The sequence below is a fragment of the Candidatus Zixiibacteriota bacterium genome (genome assembly GCA_036480375.1).
GTDB lineage: Bacteria > Zixibacteria > MSB-5A5 > GN15 > JAAZOE01 > JAZGGI01.
Genome location: JAZGGI010000042.1, coordinates 44,941 through 64,585 on the forward strand (window position 1 = coordinate 44,941; position 19,645 = coordinate 64,585).

The 19,645-nt window shown below is 43.8% G+C and carries 11 protein-coding genes; 6 read left to right on the plus strand and 5 right to left on the minus strand.

The window, feature by feature from the left end:
* Positions 1–28 precede the first annotated feature (28 nt).
* The 3 genes from V3V99_12800 to V3V99_12810 all read left to right on the plus strand — a co-directional run bounded on the left by V3V99_12800 (position 29) and on the right by V3V99_12810 (position 2,372).
* Positions 29–394, plus strand: coding sequence for a hypothetical protein (locus V3V99_12800; protein ID MEE9443535.1), 366 nt, complete (start codon positions 29–31; stop codon positions 392–394).
* A gap of 226 nt (positions 395–620) precedes the next feature.
* Positions 621–1,820, plus strand: a complete 1,200-nt coding sequence (locus V3V99_12805; GenBank protein MEE9443536.1) for a hypothetical protein — start codon at positions 621–623, stop codon at positions 1,818–1,820.
* 159 nt (positions 1,821–1,979) lie between these two features.
* Positions 1,980–2,372: a VOC family protein gene (locus V3V99_12810; GenBank protein MEE9443537.1), complete on the plus strand. Its 393-nt coding sequence runs from the start codon at positions 1,980–1,982 to the stop codon at positions 2,370–2,372.
* A 229-nt stretch (positions 2,373–2,601) separates the two neighbouring features.
* On the opposite strand, the gene V3V99_12815 is transcribed toward V3V99_12810, so the two are convergent.
* From V3V99_12815 to V3V99_12830, 4 genes are all read right to left on the minus strand, one after another.
* Positions 2,602–3,285 carry a class I SAM-dependent methyltransferase gene (locus V3V99_12815; protein ID MEE9443538.1) on the minus strand — a complete coding sequence of 228 codons (684 nt, stop codon included), beginning with the start codon at positions 3,283–3,285 and terminating at the stop codon, positions 2,602–2,604.
* Between the two features lie 379 nt (positions 3,286–3,664).
* Positions 3,665–4,660, minus strand: a complete 996-nt coding sequence (locus V3V99_12820; protein ID MEE9443539.1) for a PorV/PorQ family protein — start codon at positions 4,658–4,660, stop codon at positions 3,665–3,667.
* Positions 4,661–4,680: 20 nt separating this feature from the next.
* A complete protein-coding gene (locus V3V99_12825; GenBank protein MEE9443540.1) occupies positions 4,681–7,893 on the minus strand; it encodes a hypothetical protein in 3,213 nt (1,070 codons plus the stop codon).
* A gap of 19 nt (positions 7,894–7,912) precedes the next feature.
* Positions 7,913–10,882, minus strand: a complete 2,970-nt coding sequence (locus tag V3V99_12830) for a TonB-dependent receptor (GenBank protein ID MEE9443541.1) — start codon at positions 10,880–10,882, stop codon at positions 7,913–7,915.
* A 1,762-nt stretch (positions 10,883–12,644) separates the two neighbouring features.
* On the opposite strand from V3V99_12830, the gene V3V99_12835 reads away from it, so the two are divergent.
* The 3 genes from V3V99_12835 to V3V99_12845 are packed head-to-tail and all read left to right on the plus strand — an operon-like array spanning position 12,645 to position 16,461.
* Complete coding sequence (locus tag V3V99_12835) at positions 12,645–13,973, plus strand: efflux RND transporter periplasmic adaptor subunit (GenBank protein ID MEE9443542.1); 1,329 nt, start codon at positions 12,645–12,647, stop codon at positions 13,971–13,973.
* A gap of 15 nt (positions 13,974–13,988) precedes the next feature.
* Positions 13,989–15,215: an ABC transporter permease gene (locus tag V3V99_12840; protein ID MEE9443543.1), complete on the plus strand. Its 1,227-nt coding sequence runs from the start codon at positions 13,989–13,991 to the stop codon at positions 15,213–15,215.
* The gene (locus tag V3V99_12845; protein ID MEE9443544.1) at positions 15,208–16,461 is read left to right on the plus strand and encodes an ABC transporter permease; all 1,254 of its coding nucleotides are present in this window, start codon (positions 15,208–15,210) and stop codon (positions 16,459–16,461) included. Before V3V99_12840 ends, V3V99_12845 begins: the two co-directional genes overlap by 8 nt.
* Positions 16,462–16,558: 97 nt before the next feature.
* Here the strand turns inward: V3V99_12845 and V3V99_12850 are convergent, their stop codons facing one another.
* Positions 16,559–19,459, minus strand: a complete 2,901-nt coding sequence (locus tag V3V99_12850) for a M28 family peptidase (protein ID MEE9443545.1) — start codon at positions 19,457–19,459, stop codon at positions 16,559–16,561.
* Positions 19,460–19,645 lie beyond the last annotated feature (186 nt).

The window sequence follows — 19,645 nt, forward strand, 5'->3', positions numbered from 1 at the left end:
TTATTTTAATTTATACCGGGAGAGTATTATGGAAGATCAGGAAATGGTTCAGGAAGCAGCCGGGGAAAAACAGCCAACGATTCAAAATGATAAGGCCGGAAAACTTGGTACCCTGGGCTGGGGATTGTTCTTTATCTGGATCGGTATTGGATTTCTCGCAGAATTGGATATTGGCATTAGCCTGATCGGTATCGGCGTAATTACATTGGTGATTCAGTTATTGCGCAGGTCATTCAGTCTGGCGATTGAAGGCTTCTGGTTTGTGGTCGGCGTTCTTTTTATTATCGGGGGGATCTGGACTCAATACGAGCCGGATATTCCTTTGATCGCGATAGTACTGATTGTCGCGGGATTATTACTTCTGGTATCTGCCATGCGAAAAAAAAAGAAATAAAAATTCCAGTTTTTTTGAAAAGAAATCAGGACTTACGCCTGGGCACTCATAAACGCCTAAAATGGACCTAATATGTTCATCTGTACCGATTGGTACAAAATTGGTAAGCTTGAAATTCATCGGTGGATTGATAATTCATTATCCGGTTTGACGTTATTAATTGGTTGATTTAAGGCACGACTCTTGCTTGATTTTCTACGAGGAATATGTTTAAAGAGGAGAAACTGTGAGACATTTATACCTGAATTTGATAATTTTCGCCATAGCCGCATTTTTAATATCCGGGTGCGATGACGATCCTGTCTCGAGTAAAAAAATGGGACTTGTACTGACATCCCAACATAATTTCCCCAAGGAGGTTGGAATGTATTGGGAGTATGCCGTTCATGACAGCCTGACTGGCGAAACCGATACGGTTGAAGTGTCAATAGTTGATACGCTGACGGTTGAAGATACTCTTTTGACAATGAAGTGGAATGTCAATTATTCTGACGGCGTCATACGACGCTATTATACTTTCAGAGGCGATACGCTGATGATCTCAAATGACAGTTTAATGATGGAAAGCGGTGAATGGTTTGTATTTCCATTTGAACTTAACAGTATGTGGACCGGACCCAATATATATGATGACACCAGCCGGGTAACTGAGATAGGCACAATTTCCGTTCCGGCGGGAACATTTACATCGGCGACTAAAATTGATCGCATCTGGTGGCGAGATTTTGAGGGCGGCGGCAATTACAGCACGACCTGGATTGCCGATAGCGTTGGGATGGTTTACCGCCATCATCTTTCTCAGTATTCCGACGGGGCGCAATTGCATACAAGGGTGAATGAGACATGGGAATTATTGAATTTTAATTTGACGACTTTTTATATCGAGCAGTTTCCCAATGATATCGCCTTTTTCTGGAAATATGAATCATACGATAGTATCAACAATATCTATGACACCGTATTCGTTTTGGTAACCGATACGATAACCGTTTCGACCGTCAGCGGGGATATTCTTGGTAAGGTCTGGGTATACGACTACGGTGACCGTCAGGATACGGAATATGTAGCCGTGGTTGATAACCGAATTGAAGTTTATCCTCTTCCCCGAATCACTATTCCGGAGCTGAATCCGCTCCGTGATTATTATTATGAATTTCCCCTGACTGTTGGTCGGTACTGGGGCATCCTGTTTTTTTTCCCGATTCCTGATGTGTTTGAAAAAGTCCCCGTGAGATATCGTCAGGGTGGCGAATTTACGGCTTTCAAACATTTTTATTCGCAGCAGGGATTAAGTTATTTTAAGGGTGTTGAAAGTTTGCTTGTTCCAAATATTGGAGTCATGTCACGAACGGTACGCGAGTATAATCTCGGGCCGATGACGAAAGTGACTTATGAGTTGATTGATTATGGGTATCTAGAGGATTAGTAGCGTTGGCAAAAATCTCGGAATTGAAATCCCTCAACTTCCGCCCTATCTCATATTATCACATATTTAAATTATCCTACACAATGTGATAGAATATCCGCATCTATTCATTACCTTGATGTGTTAGCAAAACAAAAATTTATTACAAAGGAGAATAAAATGGCTGACGAGAAACCGGTCCATGGGACTTTTTGCTGGAATGAATTGATGACGCGTGATGCGGCGGCGGCTGAGAAATTTTATAGTGAGCTGGTTGGTTGGGAATTTGCCGACAGCAAAATGCCGGGAATGAAATATACCATTCTAAAAGCCGGGGAAAAAGAAGCCGCCGGAATGATGGATATGCCGGCCGAAGTTCCCGCCCAAGTACCATCGCACTGGATGGCCTATATCACCGTTGACGATGTTGATGTCCTGGCGGGCAAAGTCGCCGGATTGGGCGGCGAAGTTATGCACGGCCCGATGGATATTCCCGGGGTTGGCAGATTTTGCGTCGTCAAAGACCCCACCGGAGCAGTCGTTGGTTTTATCACGTTCCCTGAGAAGAAGTAACGAGTAGGGCGGCATCCCTGCGATGCCGCCGTTTAATCGCTGTTTATCGCGATTTATTCAATGACGTATCGTCTTGATTCAAACTCGAATAAGCCAAAGAGCTAATATAAATGGAAATCCGTTCAGGAGCGGCATATGCGTCCATATATTCGGATAATACAATGTAAGATTCTCTACATTGGGATGAAGCTGAAAATTCAAAATAAAAATGGCATTTTGATTAATTGCTTCAGAAAAACTTATCAACAATGAATCTACAGAATATACTTGAACTGTCGATTTCTTCTATTTTCACATCGAGGTTAAATTCGTTTGCAAGCTTTATGAAATCATCGGGCCTAAACGTATCGGAACGGAAGCCGTCTTTGCAAACGATAACGCCATTGCCGGTTGCGTCATAATCAATCTCACCCAGAAGACCTTCTTTTGATTGCAGTTCGAACCAATTCAGACGTTCGTCCCAGAATTTTTCGGAATAGCTGGAGAACATGATTATCCCCTTTGGGCGTGCGACGCGAAGAGCTTCGGATAGAAGTATTTCGGGATTTATCTTAATCGCCGATATTCCATTTTGGATACATAAAACAACATCGAAAACATTATCAGCAAAACCGAGCGATCCGGCATCCATATTCGCCAAATGAAAATGCTTTCCTGCCGGCTCAAAGGATTTTGCCATCATCAGACTTTCAAGAGAAGTATCTATTCCGTATATGGACAAGTCTATCGATGACAAACAACTTAGTACCCGTCCATAGCCGCATCCGAGTTCGAGTACTCTATCATCGGGTTTGATATATTCGAGGACATAAGCGAATTCGGCTTCAAGATATTGTTTGACTCTGGGAGGCGCGATATCGTAGCATTTTTTTAGCTTCTTGGCCGAAAGTTTTTCCGAATAATAATCCGACATAATCCAAATATATGTTTTCTCAAGCCTGAATATTAGGAAAAATTTGCGCTTTGCGAATTTTCGATGATGCTTTATTATTTTGAAGCTTGAAACGGCGAAGAACAATAAAGAATACGATTTTCAAATTTTGATTGCGTCTTAGTGATTTTTGAACTATCTTATACTATCACCGTGTTGGGCGTGCAAGGGCGTAGTATTTATTACCCAGGGAACACACGGGGCTAACGTTAAGGGGAGCTTGGGGCTGTAACTTTTGTTGAATTCGACAGAAGTGTGAATTAGCCCGGTGGACCTGTTCTGCCGGGTTAATTTTTAAATTATGATACAAAAAAGCCGGGTATTTATTACAATACCCGGCTTTAATTCAAGTAAAACTCGCTTAGAATAGGAACTTTAGGGTGAAATATTGATTGGCATCGAATATATCACCGGTTTCAGCCCATGCGTATTCAAAGCTCATGGTGTTTCCGCCCAGGTCGAACATCAGTCCGCCTCCGGCTGAGAAACCATATATGTAATCATCCTGATCGGCGTAATTATAACCCGCTCTCAAGGAATACTTCTCGTCAAAGACATATTCCATACCACCCTGCCAGACATCCTGGGAGTAGTTATTGGAACGGAAATTTCCATTCAAAGAAGCCATGCTCTTTTCCTGGTCAAAGAAGCGATATGATGCTCCGAAGTTGATGGAGCTTGGCAGGTCGAAGGAAGCGACAACCGGACGGGCTGGACGGTCACCGTCAAGGGAACGATCGAATCCGCGACCGCCGAATTCCATTTCGGGTCCGTAATTCTTAATCACCATGCCCAGCTTGAGGCCATTCCAGTTGGGGTCAAAAACGACACCGACATCGAAAGCTAAACCGGAAGCCGAAACTTCGAATATCTTTTCGTTGACAAACATGGTCGTAAATCCGAAGGATACATTCGAAGTCAGGATACGCGCGTAGGAGAGTGAAATTACCGACAGAGTCGGTGAAAATACTCGTCCGGTGCCGTCCGAATAGTCCTCGGTAGTTTCTTCTATGTCGCCGATTGAAACAATCTTGGCGGCGACGCCGATCGTTCCAAAATCTTCAATGCGGGTAACCACACCGGCGAAATTGACATCAATATCGGCCAAATATGGCTGATGGCTAAACATAGCCTCAGTACGTGTGGTAAAGGCCAGACCGGCAGGATTCCAGAATATTGATTCAACCCCGGTTGCGTCAGCCACGACTGCACCGCCCAAGGCCGTGCCGCGAGAGCCAACCGGAAGACGAAGTTCCTGCCCACCGGCACTGCCCAAACGCAGTACGTTCCCTGCGTAAGCCGTATTAAGGCTCACAACAAGGAGAATCAAAAACATAATTAGGTATTTATTGTTCATCTTTCTATCATCCTCCTTGTTTAATATATCTTCAATACTTCGGCTTCAACAAAGACCGCCATTTTGCCAATCTTTGTGCCATAACCTTCGGCTTCAACAACATAGATATAAATACCGGAGGCAACCGGGAGATTATTTTCGGTTAAGACATCCCAGTAAGCTATAGCCGTCGATGGGTCATCCTTATCAATAGTACGAAGCAGATCACCACCGAGATTAAATATCTTTATAGTGCAGGCGCCCGGCAGATGATGGAAGGCAATCTGCTTGATGCCCGGTGACGGATCATAACCACCGAAGAGATAGAATGGATTCGGAACCGCCTTAATATCATCCAGAGCTGATTCGGATTTGGCTACGGTCGTTACCAGAGAGGTAAAAGTAAAAACATCGCTTGGTGTATTTACTCGGGCAGGAATAATCAAAAATTCATCTCCATCCTCAAAAACCAGACCTGAAGTACCATGCCTGTTCCAAGTCGCCCAGTACATTATCGGCATCGGATCATCGATGGCGTTTAATTGATATTCCGCAACCGGAGTTTCGGAATATGGGGCATTGAAAATCCAGAGCCATTCACGAGGACCACCACCATCAATATTACTTGAACCTTCTGCCGGACCACCTATGCCATATTGATTGTGATCTCTGGGCCAATACTTTCCATCCAGAACAGCTAATGCGGCATTGTTTTCCAGATATCCGACCGCTAATCTTTCCGGAGGATCCACATCCATATTCCAGGCAGAAAGTGGACAGCTCTTTTCAAAATCCTGAAAACCGTAACTGCCGCCGTTAATCATAAATGGCGCAAATTCAGGCAGTGCCGGTGGATCACCAAAGCCACGGCCATATCTGTATGCATATGATACATTTTCATCCGCTGGATCGAAGACGCCGTTCTCATCAACGGCCGCCAACTTGAGAAGTACAGCCGGTATAGTTGAAGGATCGACCGGATCGTGACCTCCCCACACATCGCCCGGACCAGCCCAACCGAGAGCTCCTCCGAAACCTTCAAAGCCGAAGTCTGCACTTGCCCAAGTAAATCGGCGAGTACCATTTGGAATTTCCCAACCCGCACTACCCGGTTTTACGCCAGGAGTTGGGCCGAGAACTTTAATCAACATACCCTCAACCGGGAGATAAAAATGATCACCGGTTTGATTCAACTGTCCCATTTGCAAAGTATCGCCGGTAGTAACATTGACTAAATGCCATACGGTCTCACCCAACAGGGCATCGTCTTCAAAGGTTACTTCATAAGTATCACCTGTTAGTAGCCAAGGATCGGTAACAATCGGCAATACGCTGCCGTCACCCCCGCCGGTATGAGTTACCTCGAGAGTATCGTTACCTTCGGCGCCAAACAATGTTCCTGCTGTCGGTGATTGCGGGAAGACACGCAATACCGTTTGGCTTTCGAGGAAACGGTCCTGATTAGGAACCGGCTGATCGTCAAAAATATAGCTAAACGAAAACGCCGTAACGCGGAAGAAATATTCCGTAACGTCGTTAAGTAAACCCCCATTTATCCTGTCTTGCGTGACAGTACGACTATAAGCCAGTCTTGAATTACTCAGGTCGCGTTTGGGATCTCCAACAATTAAACCGGTAATGGGATCTCTTAGCGAATCGACAAGGGCATTGTCTCGAGCATTTACCACGTCCCATGTATTCAATAAGGTCCAGGGGCCAGCGGCTGTTTCACCCTGCCAGAAAGAATAACCTTCGTATTCAAAATCGCCGGGATCAACTTCGGAAGTATCACCCCATGTGAAGATTATTTCCCCCGGCAATTGGGCTACATTCACTACTGGGGCAGCCGGGGGTTTTGGAGGATTGAACCCTGATTCATATAATCTCTGTGCGAATATATCCAATTCCTTCACGAGAGTAATTGAGGTCAACCTGTCAGTGCCCAACCCTACGATTATGGCAGCCAAAATTTCGGTCGAGTCGCCCGGAGCGAAAGTAACCGGTCCGGTTGTCTGCATCCAACGCCGGTCGGCGGGATTGATATCAAGGTCACCCACATCCGCTACCGGATCACCTGAATGCATATACTTAAGATCAACACCATTATAATTATAAGGGTTACCGGTCTTACCATCCAAACCTTGCATAAATGCGTAGGTTTCGGTGAAGTTATCCGGATCGGTACCGTTGATGTATTTGAAGAATGATCCCATCCCGTAATTTACAGAGTCGGGATAGGTTTTTCCCCACATTCTTCCCAAAATCAGCTCACCGTCTTCTGTGGTATCGGCCGGATCCGCAGCATCGATTTCCGCTTGAGTAGCGGCTCGGAGCGGTCCCTGGAAAAAGTCAATACCGAGACAAGGCACATCATCATAAAAAGTATCGTTATCATCGACATTGTAAACAAATCCGAGACCTATCAGAGTATCACACCCTACTAAGTCATCTCCGGCACCGCCCAAATCAGGGTCGGACCATATCGAGAAATAACAATCATTGATAGTATTGCCGCCTTTATTGAATATCTGGAATTTCAAAATAACAATATTCCCCAGAGATCCTTGGCGGTCAAAAGCAAAAACGGTCTGCTTGACTTCAAGGCCCAAAGGAGCAGTTGTCCCGCCGTCAACATCGCCGCGTTTATCGGGGTCGGCGTCGTTGTAAATGGCCCAACACATTTGATCGCCCAACATTTCCGGCTGTAGCTTATTATCGGCGTCCAGAATGGGTTCGCCCAAAGTATCAAGCATTATTGGAGCGCCCCAGGCAACCGCGTTGTCAAGATAGTCCAAATAATCCTGATTTGGGTTTCCGGCCAGGGAATCGCGATAAAGTTTCAAAACCCTGAAATCTGGTGAGTCTGGCGAAAATGTAGTACCAATCATCGGACCGGGAACGTATTCACTACCATATTCCGATAAAGCACCACGTCTTTGGCCGTTTACCTCCCCTCCAACCCAAAGACCGCCAGCATAATATGGCGATCTTATGGCAAGATCATCGCCGGCCGAGATTGGAGCCGGATCACCGGCATACGGGAAAAATGTTCCATAATCATAGCCGAAGTAACCGGATAAATCTCTGCCAAAATTCCCGTGATTGGTGACAAACATCAATATACGGTTGGCGTCGATAAATGTCGTATTATCGGTTACCGCTGCTTTATCACTGATATATCCTTTGGGTGGCAATGCCATGACAGGCACCGCGAAAAGGATTACCAGCAAAAAGACTAGAAGTTTTATTTTCATTTTATTCATCCTCTTCTTCTTAGAATGACAACCTTAAACCAAAATATACTATCCTGGGATTGGAATAGTTTTTAGGATTATTCTGGCCCAGTTTATATCGATATTCGAATTCTTCGCCAAAAGACCGGTCAGTAGAGCCTACACTAGCGTTATCGACCCGAGTCTGACCTGCCGGAGTTTCCAGATAACCCGAAACATCGGCTTTGCCTGTACCTTCATAAACGTTCGTTGGATTTTCGGTATTAAGAAGATTCTTGACCCAAATATAGGGGACCAGCTTAAAATTGCCTAAATCAATTGAACGATCAGCTTTCAGGTCAATAACATACGTCCATGGAAGATTAGCCGAATTTACAGGCCCGGTCGGCTCCTGCCATACGGCAGTATTAACACTGACGCCGTCATAAGGCAACATCGGAGTATATGGGGTTCCGCTGGCAATTTGAACGATGGTATTAAATCCAAAGTTTTCCAGAATATAAGTGTCACCCAATTTGGGACCTTCGCCCTTGGTTGTGCGTATATCAAATATTCCGATTACGCTGTGGCGTTGATCATAATCAAGAGGTTGAGTCTGTTTGGGGAAACTATCCGGGCTTTTCCATGCCACGTTGTTGGTCGCGTCGGTATAGGAACCGGTTCCGGTAGCATAACTGAGAGTGTATTTGAGACTGAAACTCATATTGCGAGTTCGTCTCATAGTCAGACTAAAATCAAAACCTTTGATTGTTCCAAAGTCGGTATTACCGTAGAAATCATATACACGCGGTACACCCGGGGTCTGATGGAAAATCTGAGTTAATCCGGTAACGTCCTTATAATAGGCCGCAATTCCGAAAACCATATTATCACTCAACTGATTTGTCAGACCAAATTCATACTGGATTGTTTTTTCAGGCTCCAAACCCGGATTCGGGAATGGGTAGTACGAACCTGCCGTTACTCTCTGGTTCATGAAATCATAACCGGAATAAAGTTTAACCAAATCGGGGCGTTGATACATTTGCCCGTAATTGATATATAATTGCGTTTCATCGGAGACTGGGAATGAAATTCCTAATCTCGGTGAGAGGCGTTTGAATTTTTTGGATGCTTCCAGATCCGATTCATCTACTTCATGTATATCTGTGGTATCCGGATCAAACGGCCGTTCGGGATTTTTCACCCAGAGGCCTTTGTAATCAAAATAATCGAATCGAATACCGGCGTTAACTATAAAGCCCCGCCAGTCAAAACGATCCTGGATATACAGTCCGAGGTTAATCGGATGCTTAGTATTATTCATGAAGCCGTCAATGTCAGCCAGCTGCGCATCCAAATCATAACCATATCGATTTACTCTTTCAACTGCTTTCGCGCTGTCCTGATCCTGAGTTGCGTTCAGACTCTCAAAGCGACTGATAGTATGGCGCTGGAATTCAAAACCAATCTTGAGAGTATGATAGGTTCCAGCCTGATGAGTCAGATCACCCTTACCTTGCCAGTAGATTGATTTACGGCGCATGAAATTGGGCCAGAATGATTCAAAATAGCCAATCAATGTATCGGCATCGGTATCGGCATAATCTGTAAAGTAATCTCCGACAAAGGCCGAATCGCCCTCCCTAAATAGATTATGGACATCATATTCGGGATTGGGTAATTCAAGTGATCGCATAGTATCGGCCAGCATAAAATCAATCGTCCGATAATAGGCACGATAATTATCAAAGAGGATTCCATCTCCGCGATGGCGTTCGGTGCGGAAGTATGATGCGCTAAGATTATAGAATGTCTCAGGGCTTAAGGTATGGGTAATCTTAAGATTTATACCCTGGTTGCGATCATCATACTTGGTCGAGTGTTTAACCTGATCGGGGAACGATGGATTCATATAATAATGGAGATATTCCTGCCATTTATCGATGGAGCCGTTTCCGTTCAACATCAATTTCAGATTAGACGTTAAATCCCAATCGATTTTGCCCTGATATGACCAGCCCGAGACATGGTTATTTGGTAGACGTTGCGGATCATCAAAGAATTCATCTAATCCAAATTCCTCGTATACTTCTTTTGTCCGTACCGATGGAGTGCGGTCTCTCAAGAACCGCCTCTCCCCGGAGAAGAAGAAATAGGCGTTTTCCACGCCGGGTATAGGTCCTCCGATATCTCCTGAATACCAGTTATGATCATAGCTGTCATAGCCAAAGGGAGTCGCAATATTATCACTGACCACTTCGATATTTCCCTTGTATTCCTCGGTCCCGGAATTAGTCACAACCTGTACAATACCGGAAGCGACATGTCCATATTCGGCCGAAAAAGCTCCCGAAGTAACCGAGACTTCCTTAATCGCGTTATTGTTGATGTTGGCTGATGAAATTCCGGTTAATGGATCCTGTTGTGAAAAACCATCAACATAATAGGCGACTTCTGAAGGCCGTCCGCCGCGAAGGTTAATCTCTGGAGCTGTCGCCGAGGATGATTCTCGATTACTCCTTTGACGGGTATCAACGTTTGAGTTCATGCGAACAACACTATTTTGAATGCCAACAATTTGCTCAAAACCGCGGGTCGGCAAGGCAAGTAGTTCTTCGCGGTCAATGATGCTGACCGATGTTGTTCGGTCTTTAATTACCATAGGACGTTCCGCGGTAACGGTAATCACTCGTCCGGTTTCCGTCGTCTCCTGATCCATTTCCCGATTTTGGAATGTCGCCAGGTCAGCGGAAACTCTCACGTTGGAAACCTCCACCCGAGAATAACCTACGGAACTAAAAACAAGAGTGTATGCTCCGACCGCGACGTTCAAAACAATATAACGCCCCTCCAGATCGGTTTTTGCCCCCATTGTTGTTCCGGCAATACTAACCGAAACACCGGGCAACGGTTCCTTGGTCTGGGAGTCAACCACCGTGCCGGTTATGGCACCGGTAACACCCGCCCAAATAGGAGCCGCCATTAAGCATGCTATAAAACACACTACGATAAAAACTTTTGGCTTCATGCTTTTAAACTCCTCCTTTGTCATTGGTATAGATTATGAATACTTTTCCAAGAAAGTTCTTTAACAATAAATTTTCGATACATCCCTCCCTTCAATCCTTTGCGGTTTTTTGGTTATATTTGCTTATAAAAAACATTATGTAATTCTCATCCATGATAGAAGACTTTCCATGTCCTTTTTTTCATATAACTACCCAATGGGAAAATCATACACTAACCGTAAAGGTGTCAACAAAAAATAAATTTTTTCCAAGTTTTTTATTAAACATTTTTCACTTCTATAAATCGCTTTGAAAGCACGTTATATCCCGACCCATCCTGAGGCTCAAAATTCTCAGCAATTCTGATAAACTCAAAGACAAACCTCACTAAAAAGTTCACGGGTCGCGAATTTTCAAAGGAATGAGATGGTCTGTAGAAGTGAATTATATAACAATCAAACGATGGGCAGAACTATCACAATATCTGGCGTGAGTGAAAATATGTTTACACAGGTAAGATTGAAGTTCTTTTCCTGCGACACTTATTGATTTTTTCGGTTTTTTCCATCCATGTTAAGATGATTAATCGCAATCATCTATTCCTTTGATTTCAGGCCATCAGACCCATTTGTAAATTTCATACGCCGCATAACGGATCTGTATAGAAGGGCATTTAGGCGGCGGAGGCAGGTAGCATACATCTATTCAATTTCCATATTCTATACGTATTAAGAATTGATGCTGATGGCCTATTTTGAATGTTTGAGAGGCGTGTCGCTTATCCTGTGTGATTGAATGAATCCTTTAATTATATATCAATTCATTCCAAAATTACAAAATTCTTATCCCTGTATTTCATTGTTAGAAATAATTTGTCGTGGCGGTCAAATATACTATATTCTAATCAACGATAGACAAGGCTATCATTTTAGAACGCAGACTGAAAAATGCGCGGAAATCAATAATCGTTGCCGCCTTATGTCTCATCTTAAAACTCATTCCTTGAATGGTAAAATGTGCCGTTCCTGCTTCAAAAGGAATGGATAATGTATATCAGAATTGGTTGTCCTTAATTGTAAATAATAGCGGAGGCTGAGCAGGAGTAACAAATCCCGAAATCGCAGGTTATGAAGATATGTTATGGATTGGTCGATATTATGAAATCGCCCCCGACGGATTTGTAGTGGTTCACGGGAGATAACAGAGCTGAGCCTTTGAATGTGTTTGAAATTTCCGCAATTCAGTCTGTTTTAGATAATGGGGGAACCTATTCCTATCCGGCTAGGGGATTGCGGCACAATTACATAGTCAATATCCTATTTTTCTGCGCAATTATTTGAAGTCAGAATATATATCATCCAATTATCTGCCGATTTGGGGTGGTTCGAATAACCGGATCTTTGGGGATACCGTTACGGTCGTCATCTTTGGCACTGGAGGAGCTAATAATCAAACCAATCCTGACCAAATTACTGCCGCTGATGTAAGCTTAATCGAGAAGACGCAATGTTATCTATCCTGAATTTCTTCGGCCATCAATGTGGTGATGCCAATGGTGATAAAACCATTAACGTCAGCGACGCCGTTTTTTTAATCAATCATGTTTTCAAAGCATGTCCGGCGCCGTGCCCAGCCTGCCCATAATTTTTTATTAATATCTGCAACAATTGAATCCGATCTTGGTCTAATATAATAACTTTCGAATGGTCGGATTCTTCTCATAAAATCTCCGCCGATTCGGCGGTACCAGGTAATTTAAGATGGCAGGTATAACTTATGTCTATGCGGAAAAAAACTAAAAGGTACTTATTCCTGGTCGCCATACTGGTGGTTATTGTGGCGGTGATTATCGGTTCTACGACCAATGGCGATGAAGGAACATTGGTTCAGGCCGACCTGGCTTTTATTGATGATATTTCGGAAATCGTGACGGCAGCAGGCAGAATTCAGCCCCAGACAAAAGTTGAAATCACGGCCGAAGTGTCGGCCGAAATTATCGGTGTATTCGTAAATGAAGGAGCTCAGGTTTCAAAAGGCGATCGGCTAATCCTACTCGACACAGTCCAATTGCGGGCCGATATGTTGCAGGCTCAATTCGCCTACGACGAAATGGCTGCCCGTACGGAAGCGGCTCGCGCTCTGTATGAAAAAAATAAAAATGACTATGAACGCCAGTCCCGCCTTTTCAATCGACAGCTTATTTCGGAAACCGATTATTCCGAGGCAACTTTTGCTTATGAGAATTCAAAGGCGAATTATGAAGCGATGCAGGCTCAGGTGAAAATTGCCCGTTCGCGAGTGGAAAAAGCCGCGGATAATCTGGCTAAAACCGTAATCTCGGCACCGATGTCGGGAATTGTTACTTATTTGAACGTTGAGGTGGGAGAAATCGCACAGGCTCAGACGTCATATACCCAGGGCAAGAGACTGATAACCATATCCGATTTATCGGTGTTTGAAGTGGAAGTCAGCGTTGATGAGACCGAAGTAAGCAAAATATTTATCGGGCAGGAAGCGGAAATAAGAATTGACGCCTATCGGGATACATCATTTGTGGGTTCGGTGGTCGAAATTGGAAATAGCGCTATGATAACCGGCGAAGGCACCGAGGATTATTCAACCAATTTCCAGGTCAAAGTACGTTTTGATGAAATGATTGGAAATATCAAACCGGGAATGTCGGCGACGGTCGATATTACCACCGATTTCACATCCGAAGCTGTTTTGATCCCGTATGCCGCGGTTGTAACGCGAGAATTTCATCCCGATACGTTAAAGCGGATTCTTGAAGAGTTCCCGGCTTCAATGAATTCTGAAAACCCTGAACCGGGCGAGCAAGATGAAGAGGCTTCTAATTATAAACCGGGCAATAGGAAAAGGGATAAAATAACGTGTTCCGGCGTTTTTATTATTAATAATAGCAAGACTAAATTTGTCGAAACCGCGACCGGTATTGCCGATGATCGTCATATCGCCGTATTATCCGGAGTTACTCCCGGCGACACAGTCGTATCCGGTTCATATCAAACACTCCGAAAATTAGGGCATGAGGAAAATGTAAAAATCGATGAAACTTCATTGGATCGGATCAAAGAAGAAAGCCAATTATAGGCGGAGCCTGACAACATGAGGATTTTAATTTCAATTATTGGTGAAGCCGTTTCCGCACTATGGGCCAATCGTCTTCGCTCAGGTTTGACTGTTCTGGGAATGATCATGGGTGTGACTTCGGTGATTGCCGTTGTGTCTTTAGTTGAGGGATGGCAGGCACAGATTGAAGACACTTTCGAATCATTGGGTCCGAGGGCATTTATAGTCAGTCGATTCGGTTTCAATTACAACTGGGCCGATTATGTAAAAATGCTCAAACGCAAGAAAATCACTCGGGGACTGATTACCCCCGTCAAAGAAGCCTGCCCCGACTGCGAAGATGTCGGGGCCGAAGCCTTTGCTTACCGAAGCGCCAAATACGGCTCGCAAAAAATGAGACGGCTCGAAATCAGAGGCGAAACACCCAATGTCCTGGCAATGCGCTCCAATGATATTTTGATGGGGCGTTATATCAACTGGGAAGATGAATATCGCAAAAAGAATGTCGCGGTTATCGGCTATAAAATTTACACTAAGTTGTTTGAGGAATCTGATCCCATAGAGAAAAAATTCAAAATTGGAAATGTAGAATTTATTGTCATTGGCGTGATGGAAAAACTCGATTCGGAAATTGTCCAGGGTCTTGATGAAGAAATCGTTATCCCCCTTTCGACGCATCAAAAAATCTATAAACAACCGGGCAATCCAGTGCGCCTGATGATCAGCGCCGTTACACTGGACAAACGCGATGTGGCGATGGAACAGGTTCGCTCGGCTTTAAGAGCTATCAGGCATGTCCCTTTTGCTGATACCGATGATTTTGAAATTTATTCGCCGACGTCCTTATTGAGTTTTATTAATGATATCACTCGAGCTTCGAGGGTAATCATGATTTCTCTACCACTTCTTTCAATCGTCATCGGCGGCATTGTTATTATGAATATCATGATGGTTTCGGTGACTGAAAGAACCCGAGAAATTGGAATTCGAAAATCTCTTGGCGCCAGCCAAAATAAAATTCTGGTACAATTTCTCTATGAGGCCGTCATATTATCTTTGATCGGAGGATTGATTGGCGTTTTCCTCGGAATTAAAACCGGTCAATACATGTTGGTCAACTGGATGGATGTATTTATCACCCCGACGACGATGGCCATCGTTCTGGGATTTGGAATTTCAACCGGAGTGGGGCTGTTTTTTGGAATATATCCGGCCCGAAAAGCGGCTCGGCTTGATCCGATAAAGGCTTTGACCTATGAGTAAAACATGGAAGATTCCGGCTGAGGTTCAGGAAGGCATCCGGTTGGCTTTTGATGCCCTGCGGTCAAACAAATTCCGCTCCGGAATGACGATTCTTGGCGTCATGATAGGGATCGGAGCGGTCATTATTGTCAATACTATCATGGAAGGATTCATAAAATACACGGAGGCTTCGATTGACAAAATCGGCAGTAATGTTATCTACGTTACCAAGTGGGGTGATGATACTGATTTTGATAATATGACCGATGAAGAGCGTCGGCGCAAAGACATGACAATGGATGAAGCTCTGGCCATTCGGGATATGTGCCCTCTGATCAAGGCCGTATCTCCTGAAAAGAAAGCTTTCCGCAATGTCGCCAAATATATGGGTCGCGAAATCAGGTCGCCCGATGATTTCCGGGGGTGCTGGCCGGAGCAGGCGATTGTCACCAATCGTGATGTGTCTCACGGCCGGTTTATCGACGATAATGATATGCGTCGAGCGGCTAAAGTATGCGTTATCGGTCCGGCCGTGGCCGACGCCCTTTTTGATCATCGCGAAGACGCTATCGAAAAGGAAATCAAGGTCAACGGTTATCCATTTACCGTCATCGGGGTTCAGGAAGAAATCGACGATTTCTTTGGTATTAGCGAAAATGACTTTATCTATATCCCGATGACGACCTTTGATCAATTTTATCCGAATACAAAACGGGTTTATTTGCTGGCCAGCGCCATTTCACGGGATATGTTTGGCGAAGCGATGGATCAGGTTATTAATGCTTTGCGAAGAGTTCGCCGATTGCGCCCGGAAGAACCGAATAATTTTGGTTTTCGAACTCAGGAATACTTTAAAAATGCTGTCAATAATATTATGGGAACGATTCACATGGTTGCCGTGGCCGTGGCCTGTGTCGGATTAATGGTCGGCGTTATCGGAGTATTGAATATTATGCTGATATCGGTTACCCAGAGAACCCGCGAAATAGGCATTCGCAAAGCCCTCGGTGCGAGAAGAAAAAATATTTTGTTTCAGTTCCTGGTGGAAGCCGGGACCCTAACGGGCGTCGGAGGATTGATCGGCATATTATTCGGAGCTCTGGTGGGACTGGTAATTACGGCTTCGCTGGGATGGCATTATCACTTGTCATTTATCTGGACAATCGCGGGATTGGCAGTTTCGGTTGGGACCGGTATGACGGCCGGGGTGTATCCGGCCTGGCGGGCGTCGCGGGTCGATCCGATTATTGCTTTACATTACGAATAATAACCTTGCCTTTTTTCAAAGGCGGCTTTTTACAGCATTCTTAAAATGAATCAATACTTTATAAAATAGCAAACACCTTATTAATCTATAGTATACACTAACAAGGCCCTGGGCCGTCTTTGAATATATGATTTATTAAATAAACGGCATCGCCAATATTTACGTTGCTATCACAAAACGCATCGCCCAACACAATTGGGTCCGGTGCGGGTCCACCTTTGAATACAAAATTGATTAGAAATACAGCATCACCAACATTGACCATTCTATCGCCATTGGCATCCCCTCTTATATAATTAAAATTAAAATCATAGGTCCATTCCTGAGTACTTCCGGTAGTATCTTCAATATATACCGTAAAACTAAACGTATTGGGCTCATTAATAAGTCCGGATAATAATCCGGTTTCAGTTAATGTTAGTGGAGTGCCGTCCAGATCGTCATATTTATCAGACCATGTTAATCCCCCCGTTCCGCCGGTAGCAATTATTTGCGCGGAATAGTATTCATGTATCATACCTCCCGGTAATTCAAATGTTTTTAGGGCAACGGGCTCGTTAACTATCAGGTGTAATGTTTTTTGACTGGTCTTCCCGCCTTCGTCCTCAACCTCCGCAATAAGAGCTACAGCGGGATTATTAAACGGGGCTCCTGTTATTATACCGGTTGAGTCCAATAATAAACCATTATAGGTAAAACTGTTACCCACTTCTGACCAGAAATAGTCTCCCACACCTCCGCTTGCTGTGATTTTATTTGTATAGGGGCGATGCTTTGTCCATTCACCCAGATCATATTCTGCAATCTCAAGCGGGTCAGAATCATATAGTAAAATCTTAAAATCATCTATCCCCGCTTCAACATTAGACGCGGACCAAATATCGGATACGTCAAATTTTATGCGAACTGAAGGGCTCATTCCGACAAATTTATTTACAATAAACGAATAATTCCGCCAACCGCCAATCGCTTCATTGTGGATGTCACCGATTGTATCGACTATCTCCCACGATACGCCGTCATCTCCGCTGGCATATACGAAGATCATATCCTTTCTGTCAATCTCATTGCTAAGCCAGGCCGAGTATCTGACTTCACCGTAATATTCAGATAAATCAAATGAAGGGGAAATTAACGATGTCGTTCCATCGTCAACATCGGATTCGCCAGGGTTGTTACCAGTCACAAAGCAATATCCGGAATTATCATAATCCGCGACAGGATCACCGTGGGTCCCATCGCCTGCCGGAATCCCTCGTTCCCAGTGGCCATTCTCGGCATCCCCCTCAATTATCCAATCCTGACCTTCATTGAAGTTATCCTCAAATAACATTTCATCAAAATATAAAAAATAGCCCTGTTTATAAGATCCTGGATTTTCGCATAGCATCTGACCCGTTTGCTCTTCTTCGGCATTAACACAATATTTCATTTTTGAACCGGCTGCCTCTGAGGGTATTGGTACAACATAAATACCCCCCGATTCTTCCGTTAATGACGATGTGTATGGTTCTGATTCATCTATGATATAATTAAATTCGGCTGTCTGAGGATCAACCAGGCCGCCATTTACTCCTTCCAATGCCACTGTTATCGATGATGACTCTAAGGCCGGAAATACAGATGGCTGACCTCCCCAATATTCTACATTTAGCATAGGCCCGGGAGATACCGCTTTGTCGGCTGACAAAACTGTAATCAATGCGATTTTGGTTATATCCGTTACATAATCGAAATCAACATAAATCATGGAATCGTGTGCTGAGTGATATAAGTAATTGTTTCCGTTCTCATGGAGAAAATTAGCGATAAAACCCCGTTTTTTAAATGAATAAGTATCAGAACGTAATCGACCACCGAGTAAATGCACTCCAAATCCGAGCAGAGAATCAGCCAAATGCTCGCACATGGTTGCAAAGAAAAGATCATCTCCGTGATAAAGTTTTACGCTATTATTAGACCTTCCTCTGTAACCAATCATGTCTATATTTAGCATAAACTGAATATTTTGGCGGGAAGCCCATGCATTAAAGGCATAATGTTCTGAGCCTAATAATACTGTTTCCTCGCCATCAAACATCACAAAGATTATTGATAAATCGGTCTCAATCTCGCTTATAACTCTGGAAATTTCCAACACGGCCGCAACACCAGTACCATTATCGTCCGCACCAGGGCTCATATCCCCGGGCTGCCCCATACACTCAGCCCAACCATTATATGTATCAAAATGAGCACCTATTATTATTTGATGATTTGGAAACTTATTGCCAGGTTTTATTGCAACCACATTTGCACCAGTTACTTCAATACCATAATTGCAATCAATACCATCCCAATAGTGATAACCTTTAGTAAAGTGGTCATAATATGTCGAATCATAACCAAACTCTTGGAATTTACCCCTTAACCATTTTCTGGCGGCAATATTTTGCGGTGTGTTTGATTGTCGTCCATCGAAGCTTTCAAGTACTACTGAATAAGAAATTAGTGAATCCATACTGATTCGGTCCATCGCGATTTCCAAATCCTGAGGCAATTGATAATAATTCTTGTCAAAAACTCGAGGGGCAATATATTGAAATATAATGCCATCTGAATTGAGCGGTTGCAAATCTAACGGCTGTGCAAGCGGTTGTTTATCAATTGATTCCAATATTTGATAAAGATTGTATGAATCCTCGCTGTAAACTAATTCAAGGGATTTATTATCAACTATCTCATGTGAGAATCCGGTTACCAAGCGATTTACGTCGACATTGGATTTTATTGCCTCTATTTCTATCCCGGCAGTACTCAACTCATCGGCCTGAATCGCATCCGCCAGAACCAAATAACCTTGAAATAATACAGCCACCGGCTTAACCTGAAGTGAATCGACAAATCTTGCTTCGGCACCACTCGAAAGGCGAATCCGATATAAATCATCGCCATAAGATACGGATAGCATTAACGAAAATACCAAAAAAACAAATATGGATGTAGTGATAATTCGCATACATTATCCTCCTTTGCCAACTTTCCCCTTTATTTTGTTGCCCCCGAGAAATATGGATCGAGATGATCCTAAAACGATTGGCCGGAAGTGATTCTCTATCCCAACAATATTAATATAACGATTTATTTTAATCCCGCAAGATCAAAGTAGTTTACATCGAATTGTTATGCAATTGTTCGCAAATTC